Origin of the sequence: Microbacterium thalli, assembly GCF_028737325.1 — a bacterium.
In the GTDB taxonomy this organism is placed as follows: Bacteria; Actinomycetota; Actinomycetes; order Actinomycetales; family Microbacteriaceae; genus Microbacterium; species Microbacterium thalli.
The window spans coordinates 1222584-1240294 of sequence record NZ_JAQZCH010000001.1 but is presented as its reverse complement, the minus strand read 5'-3'; the positions used below and the strand labels follow the sequence as shown (position 1 = coordinate 1240294).

19 protein-coding genes and 1 tRNA gene are annotated in these 17711 nt (G+C 70.1%); 9 read left to right on the top strand and 11 right to left on the bottom strand.

Features of this window, described 5'->3' with window-relative positions; all coding sequences use genetic code 11:
- Nucleotides 1-89 precede the first annotated feature (89 nt).
- Nucleotides 90-1139 carry a LacI family DNA-binding transcriptional regulator gene (locus PUW82_RS06065; RefSeq protein ID WP_274221388.1) on the top strand — a complete coding sequence of 350 codons (1050 nt, stop codon included), beginning with the start codon at nt 90-92 and terminating at the stop codon, nt 1137-1139.
- 71 nt (nt 1140-1210) lie between these two features.
- Here the strand turns inward: PUW82_RS06065 and rplL are convergent, their stop codons facing one another.
- A complete protein-coding gene (gene rplL, locus PUW82_RS06060) occupies nt 1211-1594 on the bottom strand; it encodes a 50S ribosomal protein L7/L12 (RefSeq protein WP_094262145.1) in 384 nt (127 codons plus the stop codon).
- Nucleotides 1595-1642: 48 nt separating this feature from the next.
- Nucleotides 1643-2131 (bottom strand): 50S ribosomal protein L10, encoded by a 489-nt coding sequence (gene rplJ, locus PUW82_RS06055; protein ID WP_274221387.1) that lies wholly within the window; start codon nt 2129-2131, stop codon nt 1643-1645.
- Between the two features lie 439 nt (nt 2132-2570).
- Between rplJ and PUW82_RS06050 the strand changes: the two genes are divergently transcribed.
- Nucleotides 2571-3545 carry a hypothetical protein gene (locus PUW82_RS06050; protein ID WP_274221386.1) on the top strand — a complete coding sequence of 325 codons (975 nt, stop codon included), beginning with the start codon at nt 2571-2573 and terminating at the stop codon, nt 3543-3545.
- A 158-nt stretch (nt 3546-3703) separates the two neighbouring features.
- On the top strand, nt 3704-4363 hold the full coding sequence (locus tag PUW82_RS06045; RefSeq protein WP_274221385.1) for a YqaJ viral recombinase family protein: 660 nt from the start codon (nt 3704-3706) through the stop codon (nt 4361-4363).
- Between the two features lie 30 nt (nt 4364-4393).
- Here the strand turns inward: PUW82_RS06045 and PUW82_RS06040 are convergent, their stop codons facing one another.
- The gene (locus PUW82_RS06040) at nt 4394-4906 is read right to left on the bottom strand and encodes a 2'-5' RNA ligase family protein (protein ID WP_274221384.1); all 513 of its coding nucleotides are present in this window, start codon (nt 4904-4906) and stop codon (nt 4394-4396) included.
- Between the two features lie 189 nt (nt 4907-5095).
- Here PUW82_RS06040 and PUW82_RS06035 point away from each other — a divergent pair, with 189 nt between their 5' ends.
- The 3 genes from PUW82_RS06035 to PUW82_RS06025 all read left to right on the top strand — a co-directional run bounded on the left by PUW82_RS06035 (nt 5096) and on the right by PUW82_RS06025 (nt 8460).
- Nucleotides 5096-6787, top strand: coding sequence for an MDR family MFS transporter (locus PUW82_RS06035; RefSeq protein ID WP_274221383.1), 1692 nt, complete (start codon nt 5096-5098; stop codon nt 6785-6787).
- A 10-nt stretch (nt 6788-6797) separates the two neighbouring features.
- Nucleotides 6798-7319 carry a MarR family winged helix-turn-helix transcriptional regulator gene (locus PUW82_RS06030; protein WP_274221382.1) on the top strand — a complete coding sequence of 174 codons (522 nt, stop codon included), beginning with the start codon at nt 6798-6800 and terminating at the stop codon, nt 7317-7319.
- A gap of 112 nt (nt 7320-7431) precedes the next feature.
- A complete protein-coding gene (locus PUW82_RS06025; protein WP_274221381.1) occupies nt 7432-8460 on the top strand; it encodes an NADP-dependent oxidoreductase in 1029 nt (342 codons plus the stop codon).
- Here the strand turns inward: PUW82_RS06025 and PUW82_RS06020 are convergent.
- Complete coding sequence (locus PUW82_RS06020) at nt 8441-9340, bottom strand: LysR family transcriptional regulator ArgP (RefSeq protein ID WP_274221380.1); 900 nt, start codon at nt 9338-9340, stop codon at nt 8441-8443. The genes PUW82_RS06025 and PUW82_RS06020 overlap by 20 nt on opposite strands.
- Before the next feature lie 71 nt (nt 9341-9411).
- On the opposite strand from PUW82_RS06020, the gene PUW82_RS06015 reads away from it, so the two are divergent.
- Nucleotides 9412-10029 (top strand): LysE/ArgO family amino acid transporter, encoded by a 618-nt coding sequence (locus PUW82_RS06015; protein WP_274221379.1) that lies wholly within the window; start codon nt 9412-9414, stop codon nt 10027-10029.
- A 14-nt stretch (nt 10030-10043) separates the two neighbouring features.
- Nucleotides 10044-10319, top strand: coding sequence for an acylphosphatase (locus PUW82_RS06010; RefSeq protein ID WP_274221378.1), 276 nt, complete (start codon nt 10044-10046; stop codon nt 10317-10319).
- 15 nt (nt 10320-10334) lie between these two features.
- Here the strand turns inward: PUW82_RS06010 and PUW82_RS06005 are convergent, their stop codons facing one another.
- From PUW82_RS06005 to PUW82_RS05980, 6 genes are all read right to left on the bottom strand, one after another.
- The gene (locus PUW82_RS06005; protein WP_274221377.1) at nt 10335-11375 is read right to left on the bottom strand and encodes an NAD(P)H-dependent flavin oxidoreductase; all 1041 of its coding nucleotides are present in this window, start codon (nt 11373-11375) and stop codon (nt 10335-10337) included.
- Nucleotides 11376-11481: 106 nt separating this feature from the next.
- Nucleotides 11482-12171 (bottom strand): 50S ribosomal protein L1, encoded by a 690-nt coding sequence (gene rplA, locus PUW82_RS06000; protein ID WP_274221376.1) that lies wholly within the window; start codon nt 12169-12171, stop codon nt 11482-11484.
- Nucleotides 12172-12184: 13 nt separating this feature from the next.
- Nucleotides 12185-12616: a 50S ribosomal protein L11 gene (rplK, locus tag PUW82_RS05995; protein ID WP_091500090.1), complete on the bottom strand. Its 432-nt coding sequence runs from the start codon at nt 12614-12616 to the stop codon at nt 12185-12187.
- A 225-nt stretch (nt 12617-12841) separates the two neighbouring features.
- Nucleotides 12842-13903 carry a transcription termination/antitermination protein NusG gene (gene nusG, locus PUW82_RS05990; protein WP_274221375.1) on the bottom strand — a complete coding sequence of 354 codons (1062 nt, stop codon included), beginning with the start codon at nt 13901-13903 and terminating at the stop codon, nt 12842-12844.
- Between the two features lie 74 nt (nt 13904-13977).
- Nucleotides 13978-14235 carry a preprotein translocase subunit SecE gene (gene secE / locus PUW82_RS05985; RefSeq protein WP_274221756.1) on the bottom strand — a complete coding sequence of 86 codons (258 nt, stop codon included), beginning with the start codon at nt 14233-14235 and terminating at the stop codon, nt 13978-13980.
- 44 nt (nt 14236-14279) lie between these two features.
- A tRNA-Trp gene (locus PUW82_RS05980) sits at nt 14280-14352 on the bottom strand.
- 233 nt (nt 14353-14585) lie between these two features.
- Between PUW82_RS05980 and PUW82_RS05975 the strand changes: the two genes are divergently transcribed.
- The gene (locus tag PUW82_RS05975) at nt 14586-15995 is read left to right on the top strand and encodes an HNH endonuclease signature motif containing protein (protein ID WP_274221374.1); all 1410 of its coding nucleotides are present in this window, start codon (nt 14586-14588) and stop codon (nt 15993-15995) included.
- A gap of 307 nt (nt 15996-16302) precedes the next feature.
- On the opposite strand, the gene PUW82_RS05970 is transcribed toward PUW82_RS05975, so the two are convergent.
- Complete coding sequence (locus tag PUW82_RS05970) at nt 16303-17670, bottom strand: NAD-dependent succinate-semialdehyde dehydrogenase (protein WP_274221373.1); 1368 nt, start codon at nt 17668-17670, stop codon at nt 16303-16305.
- Nucleotides 17671-17711: the final 41 nt, after the last annotated feature.

Sequence of the window (17711 nt, the reverse complement as noted above, 5' to 3'; positions counted from 1 at the left end):
ACGTGGAACCGGTTCCTGGATGCCGCCGAAAACGCTACGCTTCCCGTGGAGAACCCGGCAGGTCTTCCCCGAGTGGACGAGGAGGTCCCATGAGCACCATCGCCGACGTCGCCACCCGCGCCGGGGTGTCGAAAGCGACGGCGAGTCGGGCCCTGACCGGCCGCGGTTATGTCTCCGACGAGACCCGGGAGCGCGTGGCCGCTGCCGCTCGCGAGCTGTCGTACGTCGCGCACTCCTCCGCGATGAGCCTGGCGACCGGGCGCACCCAGACGATCGGCGTCGTCATGCCGCACGTCAGCCGGTGGTTCTTCGGCGAGGTGCTCGAGGGCATCCAGGCCGCGCTGCTCGAGCACGGCCTCGACCTCACGCTGTACGACGCACGCCCGGGCACGAGCACACGCCGCCGCGTGTTCGAGGACTATCTGGCCCGCCGGCGCTTCGACGGCGTCATCGCTGTCGGACTCGAACCAGCCGAGAGCGAGCTCGATGCCCTGCTGGCCCTGGGCAAGCCCGTCGTCAGCGTGATCGGCACCGAAGGGGCCACGAGCGTCGTCACTCTCGACGACGCTCACGCGACTGCCCTGGCGACGGCCCACCTCGTCGAGCTCGGCCATCGACGCATCGCCTTCCTCGGCGGCACCGACGAGACGCGCTGGCCGCACGTGGAATCCGAGCGTTACGCGGGCTATGAATCCGAGATGCGGCGGGCCGGCCTCGCCACCGAGATCTTGCGCGTGCCCGCGGAGCTGTCGATGCCGGCCGGGTACGCCGCGGCCGTCGACCTGCTCAGCGACGCGTCCGCACGACCGACCGGAATCGTGGCCGCGTGCGACGAGGTCGCGATCGGGGCGATCATCGCGGCCCGACGTCTCGGCATCCTGGTGCCCTCGTCGCTGAGCGTCGTGGGCATCGACGACCACGTCAACGCCGAGATGTTCGCTCTGACGACGCTGCGGCAGGTTCCGCATGAGCAGGGTCGGGCTGCCGTCGAGCTCCTCCTCCGTCACATCGACGACCCCGATGCCGACACGGTGACCCTGCGCGTCAAGCCGCGGATGGTCGTTCGCGGGACGACGGCGAGCGTGACCGGACACAGCTCCGTCGCGGTGCGCGACTCCCCGCTCTCGCGTCGGAACTGACGCCGGATACGACGATGGCCCCGGATGCTGCATCCGGGGCCATCGTGCTGCTCTCGAGTGAGAGCGGGGAATTACTTGAGGGTGACCGTCGCGCCGGCCTCTTCGAGAGCGGCCTTCGCCTTCTCGGCGGTCTCCTTGTTCGCGCCCTCGAGGACGGCCTTGGGAGCACCGTCGACGACAGCCTTGGCCTCGCCGAGGCCCAGCGAGGTGAGCTCGCGGACCGTCTTGATGACCTGGATCTTCTTGTCGCCGGCAGCCTCGAGGATGACGTCGAACGAGTCCTTCTCCTCCTCGGCCTCAGCGGCACCAGCGCCACCAGCAGCGCCGGCAACGGCGACGGGGGCAGCAGCGGTGACGTCGAACTTCTCCTCGAACGCCTTCACGAAGTCGCTGAGCTCGACGAGGGTCAGGCCGGCGAACTGCTCAAGCAGCTCCTCGGTGGAAAGCTTCGCCATGATGTATCTCCTAGATAGATGGGGTTGGTGTAAGAGCTCGCCTGTCGCTCACGCGGCGTCGGCGGTCTCCAGCTTTTCGCGAAGCGCGTCGATGGTGGCGGCAGCCTTGCCCATCGTCGCCTTCATCATGCCCGCGGCCTTGGCCAGCAGAACCTCGCGGCTCTCGAGCGAGGCGTACTTGTCGACCTCGTCGGCGGTGAGGGCGTTGCCCTCGAAGATGCCGCCCTTGATGACGAGGAGCGGGTTGGCCTTGGCGAAGTCACGCAGAGCCTTGGCAGTGGCGACGAAGTCGCCGTGCACGAACGCCACAGCCGAGGGGCCCTTGAGGTCCTCGTCGAGCGACGTGATCCCCGCGTTGTTCGCAGCGATCTTGGTCAGCGTGTTCTTCACCACGGCGTAGTTCGCGTCCTGACGGATGTTGTTGCGCAGCTGCTTGAGCTGGGCCACCGTCAGACCGCGGTACTCGGTCAGCAGAACGGCAGTCGAGTCCTCGAATGACTTCGTGAGCTCGGCGACCGATGCGTCCTTCTGCACCATGGTCACTCCTTGATGTGTGCCTGACGGTCCGCGGTGGCGGAGCGCCGGCCTCGACCAGCTCAGACATGACAAAAGCTCCGGCGCAGAGGCACGGAGCTCGGTTCCCGAAGGAGAAGTTCAGTGTCACCTGCGCGGGCCCCTGCAGTGCAGAGCTTCGATCACGTGTGCGCTTGCGCGCTCAGCAATGACCAGCGGTCTTTGGCTTGGCCCCAGCGTACCCCCATATCCCTCGTCCCCCAAATCCCCCTCGACTGTCCACCGAGTGCACGGCATCCCACCCAATGCACGGCAGCGCTACGCACCCTTCTCGTGCAGTCGGCGCGTGCTCGTTCACTCGGCGCCGATCGCGAGCTCTGCACAGGTGAGCGCGACGCGCTGTGATTCACAGAAGCGAAGGGGTGGGGGCAGGCGGGAGTCGGGCGGGCGGAGGGTGGGCGGGATGCGCAGACGACGAGGACCGGACGAGGTACGGGCACTCCTGCACCGCCGACGGGACCTGCTCGAGGCGGGTGAGAGTGAGCGCTCGATCGACCGTTCTGTCCACGACGGCATCCGGGTGCATGTGCGACGCGGCTGGTACGTCGACCGCGCCGCGTTCGACGAGCTCTACGCCGAGGACGCACATCTGCTCCATGTGATGGCGGTGGCGCGCGAGGTGCGGGGCCGCGCGGTGGTCTCCCATGAGTCCGCCGCGGTTCTGCACGGTCTCGATCTCTATCGCGTCCGACCGGCGCGCGTCCACCTGACGACGGCGCCGGGCGCCCGGATCTCCAGCGGCCCCGATGTGTTCCGCCACTGCACTCCTCTCGACGCGCACGACGTCGTCGAGGTGAACGGCATCCGCTGCACCTCCCTCGCCCGGACGGTCTTCGACGTCGCGCGCACGATGGCGCCCGAAGCCGCGCTCGTCATGGCCGACCGAGCGGAACGGATCTGGTGCGACCGCACGGGCCGCGGCCCCGACGACTGGCGGAGGGGCATGGCGACTCGGATCGCCGGAGCGGAGGCGGCGCGCGGGATCAGGCGAGCCCGGTGGGTCGCGGGCTTCGCCGACGGCCGGTCGGAGTCGACCCTCGAGAGCGTGAGCCGGTTCCGGTTGCACCAGCTCGGCTTCCGGTCGGTCCGTCTGCAGGTGCCGATCGCGGGCCCGCGCGGCGCGGGCTGGTACCGCGTCGACTTCGGCCTCGACGACGCCGACGCCTGGGGCGAGTGCGACGGCGCCGGCAAGTACCTCGACACGGAGCTCCGTTCCGCACGCTCCGTAGAACACGTGATCCTCGACGAGAAGCGCCGCGAAGACTGGATCCGGGGCACGACCGGACGCCGCCTCGTGCGCTGGGAGGCCCGTCACGTCACCTCCCCCGCAACCCTCGCCGCCCACCTCAGCGCTCTCAACCTTCACCCTCCCCGCTGAGCGCCACCGAGCGCACGGCTTGCCGCCGGATGCACGAGACACCCACGCACCGATGTCGTGCACTCGATGGGATGCCGTGCACTCGGCGTCAATGCGAGGGGCGGGGCACGCCGAGCGCAACGCCGCGAGTGACGTCGACCCGGGTTAAGGTCGAGGGCGTGTCATCCGAACTCGCCGCTCGCATCGTCGCGGACTCGCGCGACCGCGTGGCGTGGATCCGGGCTCGCTCGCGGGGCATCACGGCGACGGATGTCGCGGCGCTGACGAGCCCGAAGGCGATCGCTCGCGCCGCCGACGCCAAGCTCATGGGCTCCGGGTTCTCCGGCAACGCCTACACCGACCACGGTCGCCGCCGCGAGCCGGAGATCGCCGCCTGGGTCGCCGCGACACACGGCATCCAGCCCTCGTCGGCGCTCTTCCACGCCGTCGTCGAGAAGCGGCACCTCGCCACGCCCGACGGCGTCGGCCTCGACTCCGAAGGCCGCGTCGTCCTGGCCGAGATCAAGACCACGAACAAGAGCTGGCGCTCGATCCCCCGCACCTACCTGCGTCAGGTGTGGTGGCAGCAACACGTCCTCGGCGCCGAGCGCACGCTTGTGGTGTGGGAGCAGCACGACGACTTCGTCCCCATCGGCGACGAGCCGCGCTGCGCATGGGTCGACCGCGACGAGCGCGAGATCCGCTCGCTCGTGAACCTCGCGACCGACCTCATCGACGAGCTGTACCGCCGCACGATGCAGCGCCGCGCCGCCGAAGCGCCGCGCGTCCCGGCCGCACCGCCGCGCGAGCCGTTCCGCGCGCTCGCCCTCGCGGACTGACCACCCCGATCGTCCGTCCGGACGGCACGGTCACCGCAGCACGGTGACGAGCTTCTGCTCGGCATCCCAGAGGCGCAGGCCCGAGAACCGTCCGTCGAGGGATGCCGCACCGACGACCGCCAGTGCCTGCCCGACCTGTTCCGCCGTCATCCGGCGCGCGAGCGTGACGTGCGGCGTCCAGCGGTCCTGCGCCGTAACCGCGTAGTCCTCGGGCGGTGCCCCGATGAGGCCGACGACCTCCGCGTGGAAGCGCATCAAGGCGGCCGTCATCACGATGGGGCGAGCCAGCACGAAGCGGTCGCGTGCCGGGAAGACCACCGCTCCCCCGAGTCGGCACGCCGCGGGTAACTCCGTGCCGAGCGCGGTGAGGCGGCTGACGGCGTCATCCGGCAGGTCATCGCGCACGGCGACGGTCACGTGCGGTCGATTCGTCTCAGACGGATGCCGCCCCGCGCTCGGCAGTCCGGCGTCGATGAGCCGCTGCCAATCGCCGCGCACGGCCGCGTCGATGTCGTCGTCGGGAAGCATCTCCACGCTGAACATGCCTCCATCCTGACGGGCGACGCGCGACCGCGGGAATAGTTGACGCAGCTCAACGATTGACCATATAGTTGACCAATCTCAACGGTTGACTCAGATCAACCAGTTACGCCGTCATCGGCAATCGAAGAATCCGTCCCACGACGATCCCGCGCCAGCGCCGCCGCGTCCGTCTGAATTCCAGGAGGACCCATGTCCGCTTCCGCATCCGCTCACCACGAGGGGAAGACCATGTCGCGTCGCGGCGTGCTCGAGGCCCTGTCGGGTCTGCTCCTCGGCATGTTCGTGTCGATGCTGGCCTCGACCGTCGTCTCGACGTCGCTGCCGGTCATCATCCACGACCTCGAGGGCACGCAGACCGCCTTCACCTGGGTCGTCACGGCGACCCTGCTGACGACGGCGATCTCGACCCCGATCTGGGGCAAGCTCGCCGACCTGACCAACCGCAAGGTCCTGTACCAGCTGGCTATCGTCATCTTCGTGCTGGCGACCGCCGCCGCCGGCTTCTCGCAGACCCCCGAGATGCTCATCGCGTTCCGCGCCGTTCAGGGCATCGGCGCCGGCGGTCTCGCCGCCCTCAGCCAGGTGCTCATGGCCGACATCATCAGCCCGCGTGAACGCGGTCGTTACATGGGCCTCTTCGGCGCCGTGATGGCCGTCGCCACCATCGGCGGCCCGCTGCTCGGCGGCGTCATCACCGACGCGTGGGGTTGGCGTTGGAACTTCTTCGTCGCACTGCCCGTCGCCGTGGCCGCGCTCGTGATGGTGCAGCAGACGCTCCACATCCCCGCGCACCCCCGCAAGCAGACGCGCATCGACTACCTCGGCATCGTGCTGCTGTCCGCCTCGGTGTCACTGCTGCTGATCTGGGTGACGCTCGCCGGCGACTCGTTCGAGTGGATGAGCATCGAGACGCTGCTCATGGTGGGCGGCGCCGTCATCGGCGCCATCCTGTTCGTCGTCACCGAGCTCAGGGTGCGCGAGCCCCTCGTGCCCCTGACGCTCTTCCGCAACCTGACCTTCACGCTGTCGGTCATCGCGTCGATCGCCACCGGCATCGCCATGTTCGGCGCGTCGGTCTTCCTCAGCCAGTACATGCAGCTCGCGCGCGGTGCAACGCCGACCGAGGCCGGCCTCATGACCATCCCGATGATCGCCGGACTGCTCGTGGCGTCGATCGGCGTCGGCGCGCTCATCACCCGCACCGGCCGCTGGAAGTCGTTCCTCATCGTCGGCGCCGTTCTGCTGATCGGCGGCGCGAGCCTGCTGTCGACCATCCACTACGACACCGACTTCACACTCGTGTCGATCTACATGGCGATGCTCGGCGCCGGCATCGGCATGACGATGCAGAACCTCGTGCTGGTGGTCCAGAACACATCGCGTCCGGAGGAGATCGGCGTCGCGAGCTCCGGCGTGACCTTCTTCCGCAGCCTCGGTGGAACCATCGGCGTCTCGGTCATGGGCGCCGCCCTGGCATCGCAGGTGACCACCCTCGTGAGCGACCGCACCGCCGACATCCAGGCGGCTCTGCTCTCCCTCGGCGACCAGGCGCAGACCTGGGCGGCGCAGCTGCAGTCGGGCACCCTGCCGCAGGTCTCGGCGATGCCCGAGGCCCTGCGGGTCGTGTTCGAGGACATCTACGCGACCGGCATCTCGCGGTCGTTCCTCATCGCAGTGCCGTTCGCCGTGCTCAGCCTGCTGGCGATCGTGTTCCTGCCGAACAAGCCGCTCACCACGATGACCACGAGCGAGCGCCTGCAGGCGTCGGAGGCAGACTTCGCGACGGTCTCCGTGACCGAGGGCATGAACTCGCTCACCGCCACCGGCACCGTCCCCACTCGGGCCGACGAGCCGGCCGACGGCTCCCGCTCGGCTCGATAGGGTGATCGGGATGACGACCACGCCTTCCTCCGACGGCGCCCGGGGCGACCTCGCCTCGGGCCCCGTCGGGGCCGGCGGCTCCCCCGACACCGATGAGCGCACCACCGCCGTCCGCGCGCTCGAGACGGAGTTCGGCGAGCTCTTCACGCACGTGCGGCGGCTCTTCACCGAGAACGCGAACCGCCTCAGCCCCGGCCTGATGCCGGGCTCGTACAAGGTGTTCACGACCATCGCGCGTCGCGGCGAGAGCACCCTCTCCGCCCTCGCCGAGGCGCTGCACTCCGACAAGGGGCAGATCAGCCGGGCGGTGCGCGAGCTCGAGGAGCTCGGCCTGGTCCGCCGCACGCCCGACCCCGCAGACGGGCGGTCGAGCCTGCTCTCGCCGACGCCCGACGGGCTCGAGCGGCTGCGTGCCGTGCGCGCCCCGCGCGAGAACTCGTTGCTCGCGGCCCTCGAGTCGTGGCAGGTCGACGACATCCGCGAGCTCACGCGACTGCTGCACGCCCTGTCGGCGGCCGAAGCGCCCGAGTGAGCTTCTCCCCGCGGTGACCGCTCCGTAACACGGTCGAGACAATGTCACGATTGACTGAGGTCGACCGAGCATCACCGCCGCCGACGACGGCGGTGTGAGGAAGGAGCGACGGATGAGATTCCGGCCGCTGCGCACAGCGACATCCCCCCACCCGGTCGCGGCTCCCGAGCCGCCGCCGGCCAGCATGCGCGCCGTCGTCTTCGACGAGCCGGGAGCACCCGACGTGATGCGCCTCGCCGACGTCGCGGTGCCGAAGCCCGCGCTGAGCGAGGTGCTCGTGCGGATCATGGCCGCCGGGGTCAACCCGATCGATGCCAAGACACGCGCCGGACGCGGCGTCGCCGGACTGATCGACCAGTGGCCGAGCACGCTCGGCTTCGACTTCAGCGGCGTCGTCGTCACGAGCCCCTACGAGACCCACGAGCTGCAGCCCGGCACCGAGGTGTTCGGCATGCTGCCGTTCCCGCGCTCGGGCGGCAGCTACGCCGAGTACGCGGTCGTGCCCTCGATGTCGGTCGCCCGCAAGCCGACGAGCCTCTCCCACGCCGAGGCAGCGGGCGTTCCGCTCGCCGCACTGACGGCCTGGGGACTGGTCGTCGAGACCGCCCATGCGCACGAGGGCCAGCGGATGCTGATCCACGCCGGCTCGGGCGGCGTCGGGCACTTCGCCGTGCAGCTGGCCGCGTACTTCGGCGCCCAGGTGACGACCACCGGCTCCGAACGCAATCTGCCGTGGCTGCGCGAACTCGGCGCCGCCGTGACGATCGACTACGCCACGACACGCTTCGAGGACGTCGTGGGTGAGATGGACGTCGTCATCGACCTGGTGGGCAACGTCGACGACGACACCGGCTCGCGCTCCCTCGACGTGCTGCGCCCGGGCGGGCTCTACGTCATGGTGCCGACGGGCGCGTGGCCCGGCTACGCCGAGGCGGCCGCCGCCGCGGGCGTCCGCGCCACGGGGTACAAGGTCATCCCCGACGGCACGGTGCTCGCGACGCTCGCTCGCCTGCTCGACTCGGGAGCCATCCAGGTCTTCGTCGACAGCGTCCACGATCTCGGCGACGCCGCGGCTGCGCACGCAGAGGTCGAACGCGGTCACGCCCGCGGCAAGGTCGTCCTCACGATCGGCGACGCCTGACCTCTTCCGGTTCGAGCACGCGGTGGGCCTCGGCGACGACCTCGTCGGCGACGGCATCCAGCAGCGGTGAGCGCAGGTTCCACTGCTGCCAGAACAACGGCACGACGACATCCGCTCCCCCGAGCCGGACGAGGTCTCCGGCGTCGATGTGCGGCGCCGACTGCAGCGTGGGCAGCAAGGCCCAGCCCAGGCCGAGCAGCACCGCGGTGGCGAAGTCCTGCGATGCCGGCACCCGGTGGCGCGGCGGCAGCGACGGGTCGATGCCCGACTCGCGCAGCCAGCGGGTCTGCAGATCGTCGCGGCGGTCGAAGTCGACGACGGGCGCGACGGCGAGGGCAGCGGCATCCGTGCCGGCGGCGAACCAGCGTCGGGTGAACCCGGGAGCCGCGACGGCTTCGTAACGCAGGGCCCCGAGGGTGCTGACACCGCATCCGGCGATGGGGTCTTCGCGCGAGGTCACCGCGCCCATGACCGTGCCGCTCTCGAGCAGTTCGGCGGTGAAGTCCTGGTCGTCGCGGTGCAGGTCGAAGACCACCTCGTGCGCTGCGGAGAGGCGGGCGAGGGGCGGCAGGAACCAGGTGGCGAGCGAGTCGGCGTTGACCGCGAGGGGCACGGTGGCCACGGAGGGGGCGATGTCTGCGAGCGCGTCCTGCTCGAGCAGCGCGAGCTGGCGGGCGTACCGGACGAACGCGTGCGCCGCCTCCGTGGCTCGTACCGGCTTCGACCGCACGAGGAGCACCTGTCCCGCGATCCGTTCCAGCGCGCGGATGCGTTGGCTGACGGCGGACGGGGTCACGTGAAGTCGGCGCGCGGCGGCATCCAGACTGCCCTCGTCGAGCGCGGCGACGAGCGTCTCGACCAGTTCGACAGGTACGCGCATCTTCAGCCGCGCTTACGGGGATGAAGAATCATGAACTGGACTGTACCTGCTGGCGTGCCTACCGTCGAGACATGCTCACTGCTTCGCTCGCCGGCTTCGGCCTCGGCCTGTCGCTCATCGTCGCGATCGGCGCGCAGAACCTGTTCGTCCTGCGCCAGGGCATCCGCCGTGAGCACGTCCTGCTGGTCGCGGTCATCTGCGCGGTCTCGGACGCTGTGCTGATCGTGGCCGGTGTGGCCGGGCTCGGGCTCGTCCTGCAGAGCGTGCCGTGGCTGGTGCCCGTCGTGCGCTGGGCGGGCGCAGCGTTCCTCCTCGGCTACGGCCTGCTCGCCGCGCGCCGGGCGTGGCGGCCGAGCGGCGAGGTCCTCGACGCCCGGGCGCCGGCCGCAGGCGGTCGATCCGCGCGCCGCGTGAGCGTGGCGCTGACGTGTCTGGCCTTGACGTGGCTCAACCCGCACGTCTACCTCGACACGGTCTTCCTCCTCGGCAGCATCGCCGCCACCCACGGCGCCGATCGCGGCTGGTTCGCCGTCGGGGCGGTGACCGCCAGCGTGGTCTGGTTCTTCTCGCTCGCGTTCGGGGCGCGCCTGCTCAGCCGGGTGCTCGCGACGCCGCGCGCCTGGCGTGTGCTCGACGCGATCGTGGCCGTCGTGATGATCGCGATCGCGGTGAGCCTCGTCTGGCCGTGAGGCAGGATGGGCTCATGCGAAGCGTCCACGTGATCGTCGACGGCCGCGTCCAGGGCGTCGGCTACCGCTACTCGCTGCGCGCCGCAGCTAGGGACGCGCGCGTTTCCGGCTGGGTACGCAATCGCGCCGACGGCTCGGTCGAGGCAGTGCTCGAAGGACCGGATGCTGCCGTCGACGAGGTCCTCGCGTGGATGACGCAGGGGCCGCCCGGTGCGCGCGTCGACCGCTCCCGCGTCACCGAGACCGAGCCCACGGGCGCGTCAGCTTTCGAGGTGCGTGAGACCGCCTGACCCGCGCCCGGTCGCTCAGCCCGGAATACCGGCAGCGAGCTCCGCGAATACGTCGGCGGCATCCTCGCGTGTGGCCAGCGCCGCGGCCTGACCGGCCCACAGCGACGACAGCTCGGGGTCGCCGCCCGCCGCCGCCCGGAACACCCCGGTGAGCCAGTTCTGCGCCGGGAAGGGCGCGATGACGCCGGCTGTCTCGATGTCACGCACCGCTCGATTCGGGATGCCGCGCGCCAACCGGCCGCTCATCGCCCGCGTCAGCACCGTGCCGGTGTCGCGCGCGCCGGCGATCGCGTGCCGGTGCCCCGCCGAGGCAGCCGACTGCCGCGTGCGCAGGAACGCGGTGCCGACCTGGACTCCGGCGGCCCCGAGCGCGAAGGCCGCCGCGACCCCACGCCGATCCGCGATGCCACCGGCGGCGATGACGGGCACGTCGACGGCGTCGACCGCCTGCGGGACGAGGGCGAACGTGCCGACGAGCGAGCGCTCGGGTGCCGCGAGGAACGAGACCCGGTGCCCGGCGGCTTCCGCACCGCTCGCAACGACGGCATCCACTCCCCCTGCCGCGAGCGCCACCGCCTCGGCGACGGACGTCGCCGTGCCGATCACCCGGATGCCGCGGCGGTGCGCCTCGGCGACCACGTCGGGCGCGGGGACGCCGTAGACGACGCTGAGCACCGCGGGCGCGGCATCCCAGACCGCCGCGAGCTGCTCGTCGAGCGGGGGGACGAACCGCGCTGGGGCGTCGGGCAGGGCAGCGCCGGCCGCTTCGTACAGGGGCCTCAGGGCGGCGCGCACGGGTGCGATGTCGATCTCGCTCGGCGTGACCTCGTCGCCGAGCGGCAGCCAGATGTTCATCGCGAACGGCCGCGTGGTCCGCTGCCGCAGTTGCGCGGCCGTCTCACGGATGCGCACGCCGTCGTAGCCGTACAGTCCGAACGAGCCGAGGCCCCCGGCCTCGCTGACGAGTGCGGTGAGCTCGGGCGACGACAGGCCGCCGAACGGGCCCAGCACGATGGGGACGTCGATGCCGAGGACGTGGCAGAGGTCGCGCGTCATGTCCCGACGTTATCGCGCACGGTGGCCCGGCGGGCGGGCATCACGGCGCCGGAGACGACGAACGGGGCCCCACCCGAAGGCGGAACCCCGTTCGCAGAAGCTGCGATCAGACGAGCGCGTTGACGTCCAGCGGGATGCCGGGGCCGAACGTGGTCGACACGGCACCCTTCTGGATGTAACGGCCCTTCGCGCTGGAGGGCTTCAGGCGGACGATCTCTTCGACCGCCGCGTTGAAGTTCTCCTCGAGCTGCTCGGCCGAGAACGAGGCCTTGCCGACGACGAAGTGCACGTTGGCGTGCTTGTCGACACGGAACTCGATCTTTCCGCCCTTGATCTCCTCGACGGCCTTGGCCGGGTTGGGGGTCACGGTGCCGGTCTTGGGGTTCGGCATGAGGCCACGGGGACCCAGGACCTTACCCAGACGACCGACCTGGCCCATGAGCTCGGGGGTCGAGACGGCGGAGTCGAACGACGTCCAGCCGCCGGCGACCTTCTCGATGAGCTCGGCGCCACCGACCTCGTCGGCGCCGGCAGCGATGGCTGCCTCGGCCGCGGGGCCCGTCGCGAAGACGATGACACGCGCGGTCTTACCCGTGCCGTGCGGCAGGATGACCGTGCCACGGACCATCTGGTCCGCCTTGCGCGGGTCGACGGCGAGCTTCAGCGCGACCTCGACGGTCGAGTCGAACTTCTTCGAACCGGTGTCCTTCGCGAGGGCAACCGCCTCGGTGGAGCTGTAGAACTTGTCGCGGTCGATCTTCGCCGCGGCTGCTTCGTAAACCTTGGACTTAGCCATTGTCGTCTCCCCCTCAGCTCTCGACCGTGATGCCCATGGAACGGGCGGTGCCAGCGATGATCAGCGAGGCGGCCTCGATGTCGTTGGCGTTCAGGTCGGGCATCTTGGCCTCGGCGATCTCACGGACCTGGTCCTTGGTGAGCTTCGCGACCTTGGTCGTGTGGGGCGTCGGCGAGCCCTTGGCGACGCCGGCGGCCTTCTTGATGAGCTCCGCGGCGGGCGGGGTCTTCAGGATGAAGGTGAAGCTGCGGTCCTCGTAGACGGTGATCTCCACGGGGATGACGTTGCCGCGCTGCGACTCGGTCGCGGCGTTGTACGCCTTGCAGAACTCCATGATGTTGACGCCATGCTGACCGAGCGCGGGGCCGATCGGCGGCGCCGGGTTGGCGGCTCCAGCCTTGATCTGAAGCTTGATCAGGCCGGTCACCTTCTTCTTCGGTGCCATTCGTTTTCCTTTCGTCGAGCGGATGCCGGGCGGCATCCCTCTCCCGCACGCTCGGCCTCTCCGAGCGGCGGTGCGTTCCGCGAGCGCGCAAGCGCCCGCAAACCCCCCAAGCTTACCGCATCCGAAGCGGTCGCGCCCGGGACGGTGTGCCTCCGGATCGTCGCCACCCGGGAACGGCGCAACGCCCCCCGGCGAACCGAGGGGCGTTGCGCGACGCGGGTCGCGTTACTGCTTGGTGACCTGGTCGAACGAGAGCTCGACGGGGGTCTCGCGCTCGAAGAGCGACACGAGCACCGTGAGCTTGCCGCTCTCGGGCTTGATCTCGCTGATCGAACCGGGGAGGCCGGCGAACGAGCCTTCCTTGATCGTGATCGTCTCGCCGACCTCGAAGTCGACCTCGGTGACGACGCTGCGGACCGGAGCGGCGACGCCCTTGGCGGCACCCGCCTTGGCCGGAGCGGCTTCCTTGACCTCGACGAGCGACTTGAGCATGTTGAACGCCTCGTCGAAACGCAGCGGCGTGGGGTTGTGGGCGTTGCCCACGAAGCCCGTGACACCGGGCGTGTGGCGAACGACCGACCAGGTGTCTTCGGTCAGCTCCATACGCACGAGCACGTAGCCGGGGATCCGGACGCGCGTGACCATCTTGCGCTGACCGTTCTTGATCTCGACGACGTCCTCCATGGGGACCTCGACCTGGTAGATGTCTTCCTCGACCTCGAGCGTCGACTTGCGCTGCTCGATGTTGGCCTTCACCTTGCGCTCGAACCCGGCGTAGGAGTGGATGACGTACCACTTGCCCGGGAGCATGCGCAGCTCGGAGCGGAATGCCTCGTAGGGGTCCTCGTCCTCGCCCACCGTGATCTCGATACCGGCGGCAGCCTCGAACTCGGAGAGGTAATCGACGGTCTCATCCGAGACCTCGACGTCGGGCTCGGGGCCGTCGTACGGCTCGACCTCGTCGGCGGCCTCGGCGGCCTGCTCGGCACGCTCTTCCTCCAGCGAGTCGGTCAGCACCTCGGCGGCGGCTTCGGCCTCGGAGGTCTCGTCGATCTCGAGCGCGTCGTTGACGACGGCGTCGGCCTCGGGGTCGTCGATCTCGATGCCGTCGAGGTCGAGGTCGTCCTCGTCAGCCTCGTCGTCCACCACGTGGACGGCGGCGTGCTCAGCGGCGTCGGAGGAGCGCTCCTGGCCCGCGAGCACGTTGCCCTCCTGGGCCTCATCGTCCTCGCTGGACTGCTCGGCGGCCGTGGCCCAGTCGACGTCGTCGGGGATGCGTTCTGACACTGCGTTCTCTTCCATCGATTGTCGGGATGCCTGCGCGGCAGGCATTCGCGGGTCGTGCGGGCCGGGCCCGTCGATCAGCGCGGGACGCCGAAGACGACGGTCGTGATCCAGACGAACAGGACGTCGAGGCCGTACACCAGCGCCATCATGACGACGACGAACCCGAGGACCACAGCCGTGAACTTCACGAGCTCCTGGCGGGTCGGGGTGACGACCTTGCGGAGTTCGGCGAACACCTGGCGGATGAAGATGATGATCCGCGCGAAGATGTTGGGCTTCTTCTCGCGGGGCGCGCCACCTGCGGCGACGACTTCGCCACCCTCTTGGACCATCGAACCCACCTGATACCTTCCGTGAGCCGGCTGACGCCGACGCGCAGGGCGGACAGGAATCGAACCTGCAACCTGCGGTTTTGGAGACCGCTGCTCTGCCAATTGAGCTACCGCCCTAGAGATCCGAGGATCCCGAGGTCGACCCGCACTCTTTCATATGCCATACCGTCACAGTTGCTCGGGCACAGCGAAAGAATGCAGATTTCGACTGCTCCTCCCAGTGTACGTCATGCGCACGACGGTCGCGAACGACGGCGGTCGACCCCTCCCCACCGGCGCAATGTCGCGATGTGTCCCCGAGGGCGCGTGAGGGCCGTTCGGATGTCGGTGGTTCGCGCGATCATGGACATATGGCAACGACGAGCGGTGGCGGCGCGGTGGGATTGAGTCCTCACGCCGGTGCGCTCGGTGCGTTCGCCGAGGCGCTGGATGCTGCGCACACGGGGGATGTCGCGCTCGTTCGGGCATTGGCTGAGGTGGGGCGGTCGGCGTTGCGCGTCGCACACGTCGGTGGGGTGCGGGGTATGGCATCGGACATGGAGTTGCGGTCTGTCGCTGCGGAGGCCGCGGGGCTCGCGGGGCGGTCGGATCGGCGGTTGCAGCACGACATCGACCACGCGATGACGATCGTCGACGACTACCCGGCGGTGTTCGCGGCCTGGGAGACCCGGCGGATCACCCGCGATCACGTAGAGGTGGTCGTGAAGGCCGGGATGGTGGTGCCGGCGGAGGTTCGACCCGCGTTCGAGGAAGCGGCGATCGACATCTGTCAGCGCGACATTGCGGTGCGCGTGCGCGAGCCGCTGAGAGCGTTGGCGGAGCGGATGCACCCGCGGGAGTTCACCGACCGGCACCGGGACGCCGCCGCGGGCCGGTGTGTTCGGGTGCTTCCGGGGGCGGACGGGATGTCGGACCTGATCGCGACCCTGCCCACCGTGATCGTCGCGGGGATGTTGGACCGGCTCACGCAGATGGGCCAGTCCGTGAAGGATGCCCGAGCGGCGGGGGTGGATGCCGCAGCGGCGGGTGCGGGTGCTGCGGGGGCTGGCACTGGGGACGCAACCGAGCCTGACGCCCGCACGATGGATCAGCTCCGCGCGGACGCGCTTGCCGACCTGGTGCTCAGTGGCGCTCCGGCAGTGGATCCGACCTACGGCACCGACGCACCTGGCCCTCTCGGCGCGATCCGTGCGCGGGTGCAGGTCGTCGTCACTGCAGACACCCTCACCGGAACCGACCACGGTCCCGCCGAAGCCGTCGGCACCGGACTCATCGACGCCGACACCGCCCGCGAACTCGCCGGGCAGACAACTTCATGGGACCGGCTGTACATCGACCCGATCACCCGCACCCCGGTCGAAACCGACACCTACCGGCCCACCGCATCCATGCGACGCCTGCTTCAAGCAAGGGATCAGCACTGCCGGTTCCCCGGATGCCGACGCGCCGCGATCCGCTGTGAGATCGATCACACCGTCGACCACGCGTTGGGCGGCCACACGCACATCTACAACCTCGCCCACCTCTGCCAGAGACACCACTCGATGAAGCAATTCACCGACTGGAACGTCACACAACTCGGCGGTGGCGTCCTCGAATGGACCTCACCGGGCGGACGGACCTACCGCGAAGACGTACCCATCCCAGCCGTCTGCTTCACACCGGGCATCCCGAGCACAGCACCGCCCGGGACAGCGCCGCCCGGGACAGCGCCGGCACCCCCGCCGAACGCGCCGCCCGCGTCTCAGCCACCCTTCTAGACCGCACGCGCGCGCCTAGACGCACGCGCGCGTCTCCGCGGCGCCCTTCCGAGGGACGGGCACGGCACGGCACGGCACGGCACGGCACGGCACGGCACGGCACGGCACGGCACGGCACGGCACGGCACGGCACGGGCGCAGGATCGCCGACGCGCCCCCGGAAGTATGAGTCGGTTATTCAGCTCCGGGGCCGTCCGGCTCTCACCGAGTCGGGCGGGCCCCGCCAAGTCGGGCCCCCGCAGAGGCGGGCCCCGCCGAGGCAGGCCCCCGCCCAGTCGGGCCCCCACCGAGTCAGGCCCCCGCGGCGTCAGGCCCCGGTGCGGATGAGTTTCTTATTGACGAATTCGTCCGCCGCGAGCAGTCCGAGCTCCCGCGACGTGCCACTGCGCTTGACTCCGCCGAACGGCAGGCCCGCCTCATCCGCGAGGACGACGTTGATGTAGACCATGCCGGCCTCGATGGCATCCGCGACCCGGGCCGCCTGCGCGGCATCCGTCGTGAAGACGTACGAACCCAGCCCGAACGGGGTGTCGTTCGCGAGCTCGATCGCCTCAGCCTCGTCGGCGACGCGATAGACGACGCCGACGGGACCGAAGAACTCCTCGCGGTAGGCGTCCATGTCGGGCGTCACGCCCGTGAGCACGGTGCCCGGATAGAAGGCGCCGTCGCGCTGGCCGCCCGTGACCACCGTCGCGCCCTGGCTCACGGCGCGGTCCACCTGCTCGGCGAGACGTTCCGCGGCCGCGAGCGACGACAGCGGTCCGAGCACGGTGTCCTCGGCGAACGGGTCGCCGACCTTCGCCTCGGCGAGCGCCGCCGCGAACTTCTCGACGAAGGCGTCATAGAGCCCGTCGACGACGATGAAGCGCTTCGCACCGTTGCAGGACTGCCCGACGTTGTCGAGGCGCGCTTCCGCGGCGGCCGACACCGCGGCGTCCAGGTCATCCGTCGACAGCAGGATGAACGGGTCGGACCCGCCCAGCTCGAGCGCCACCTTCTTCAAGTGACGGCCGGCGACCTCGGCCACGGCCGATCCGGCACGCTCCGACCCGGTCACCGACACGCCCTGCACCCGCGGGTCGGCGATGACGTCGGCGGCCTGCTCGTTGCTGATGTAGAGGTTCGTGTAGACGCCCTCCGGGAAGCCGGCATCCCGATAGATGTCGGCGATCGCCGCCGCCGACTCGGGGCACTGCGGCGCGTGCTTGAGCAGGATCGTGTTGCCCACCGCGATGTTCGGAGCGGCGAACCGCGCCACCTGGTAGTACGGAAAGTTCCACGGCATGATGCCGAGCAGCACGCCCAACGGGGAGCGCCGGATCACCGCTTCGCCCTCGCCCTCGATCGGGATGGGGGTGTCACCGGTGATCTGGTCGACGTGGTCGGCGTAGTACGCGGTGATGTCGGCGGCGAAGTCGACCTCGCCCTCCGCGGCCGCGAGCGGCTTGCCCATCTCGCGCACGATGATCGCGGCCAGCTCGTCGCGGCGTTCGCGGTGCAGGTCGGCCACGCGGCGCAGGCGCTCAGCGCGCTCCGCGGGGGCGACGACCCGGGCCCAATCGCGGTACGCCGCGTGCGCGACGCCGAGCGCCTGCTGGACGTCCTCGTCGGTCGCGGGGTCGTAGGTCGCGAGCGTTTCGCCCGTCGCGGGGTTGGTCACGGCATACGTGCTCATCGGTTCTCCTTCTTCGACGTTCGTCGACGTCGACGCTCGTC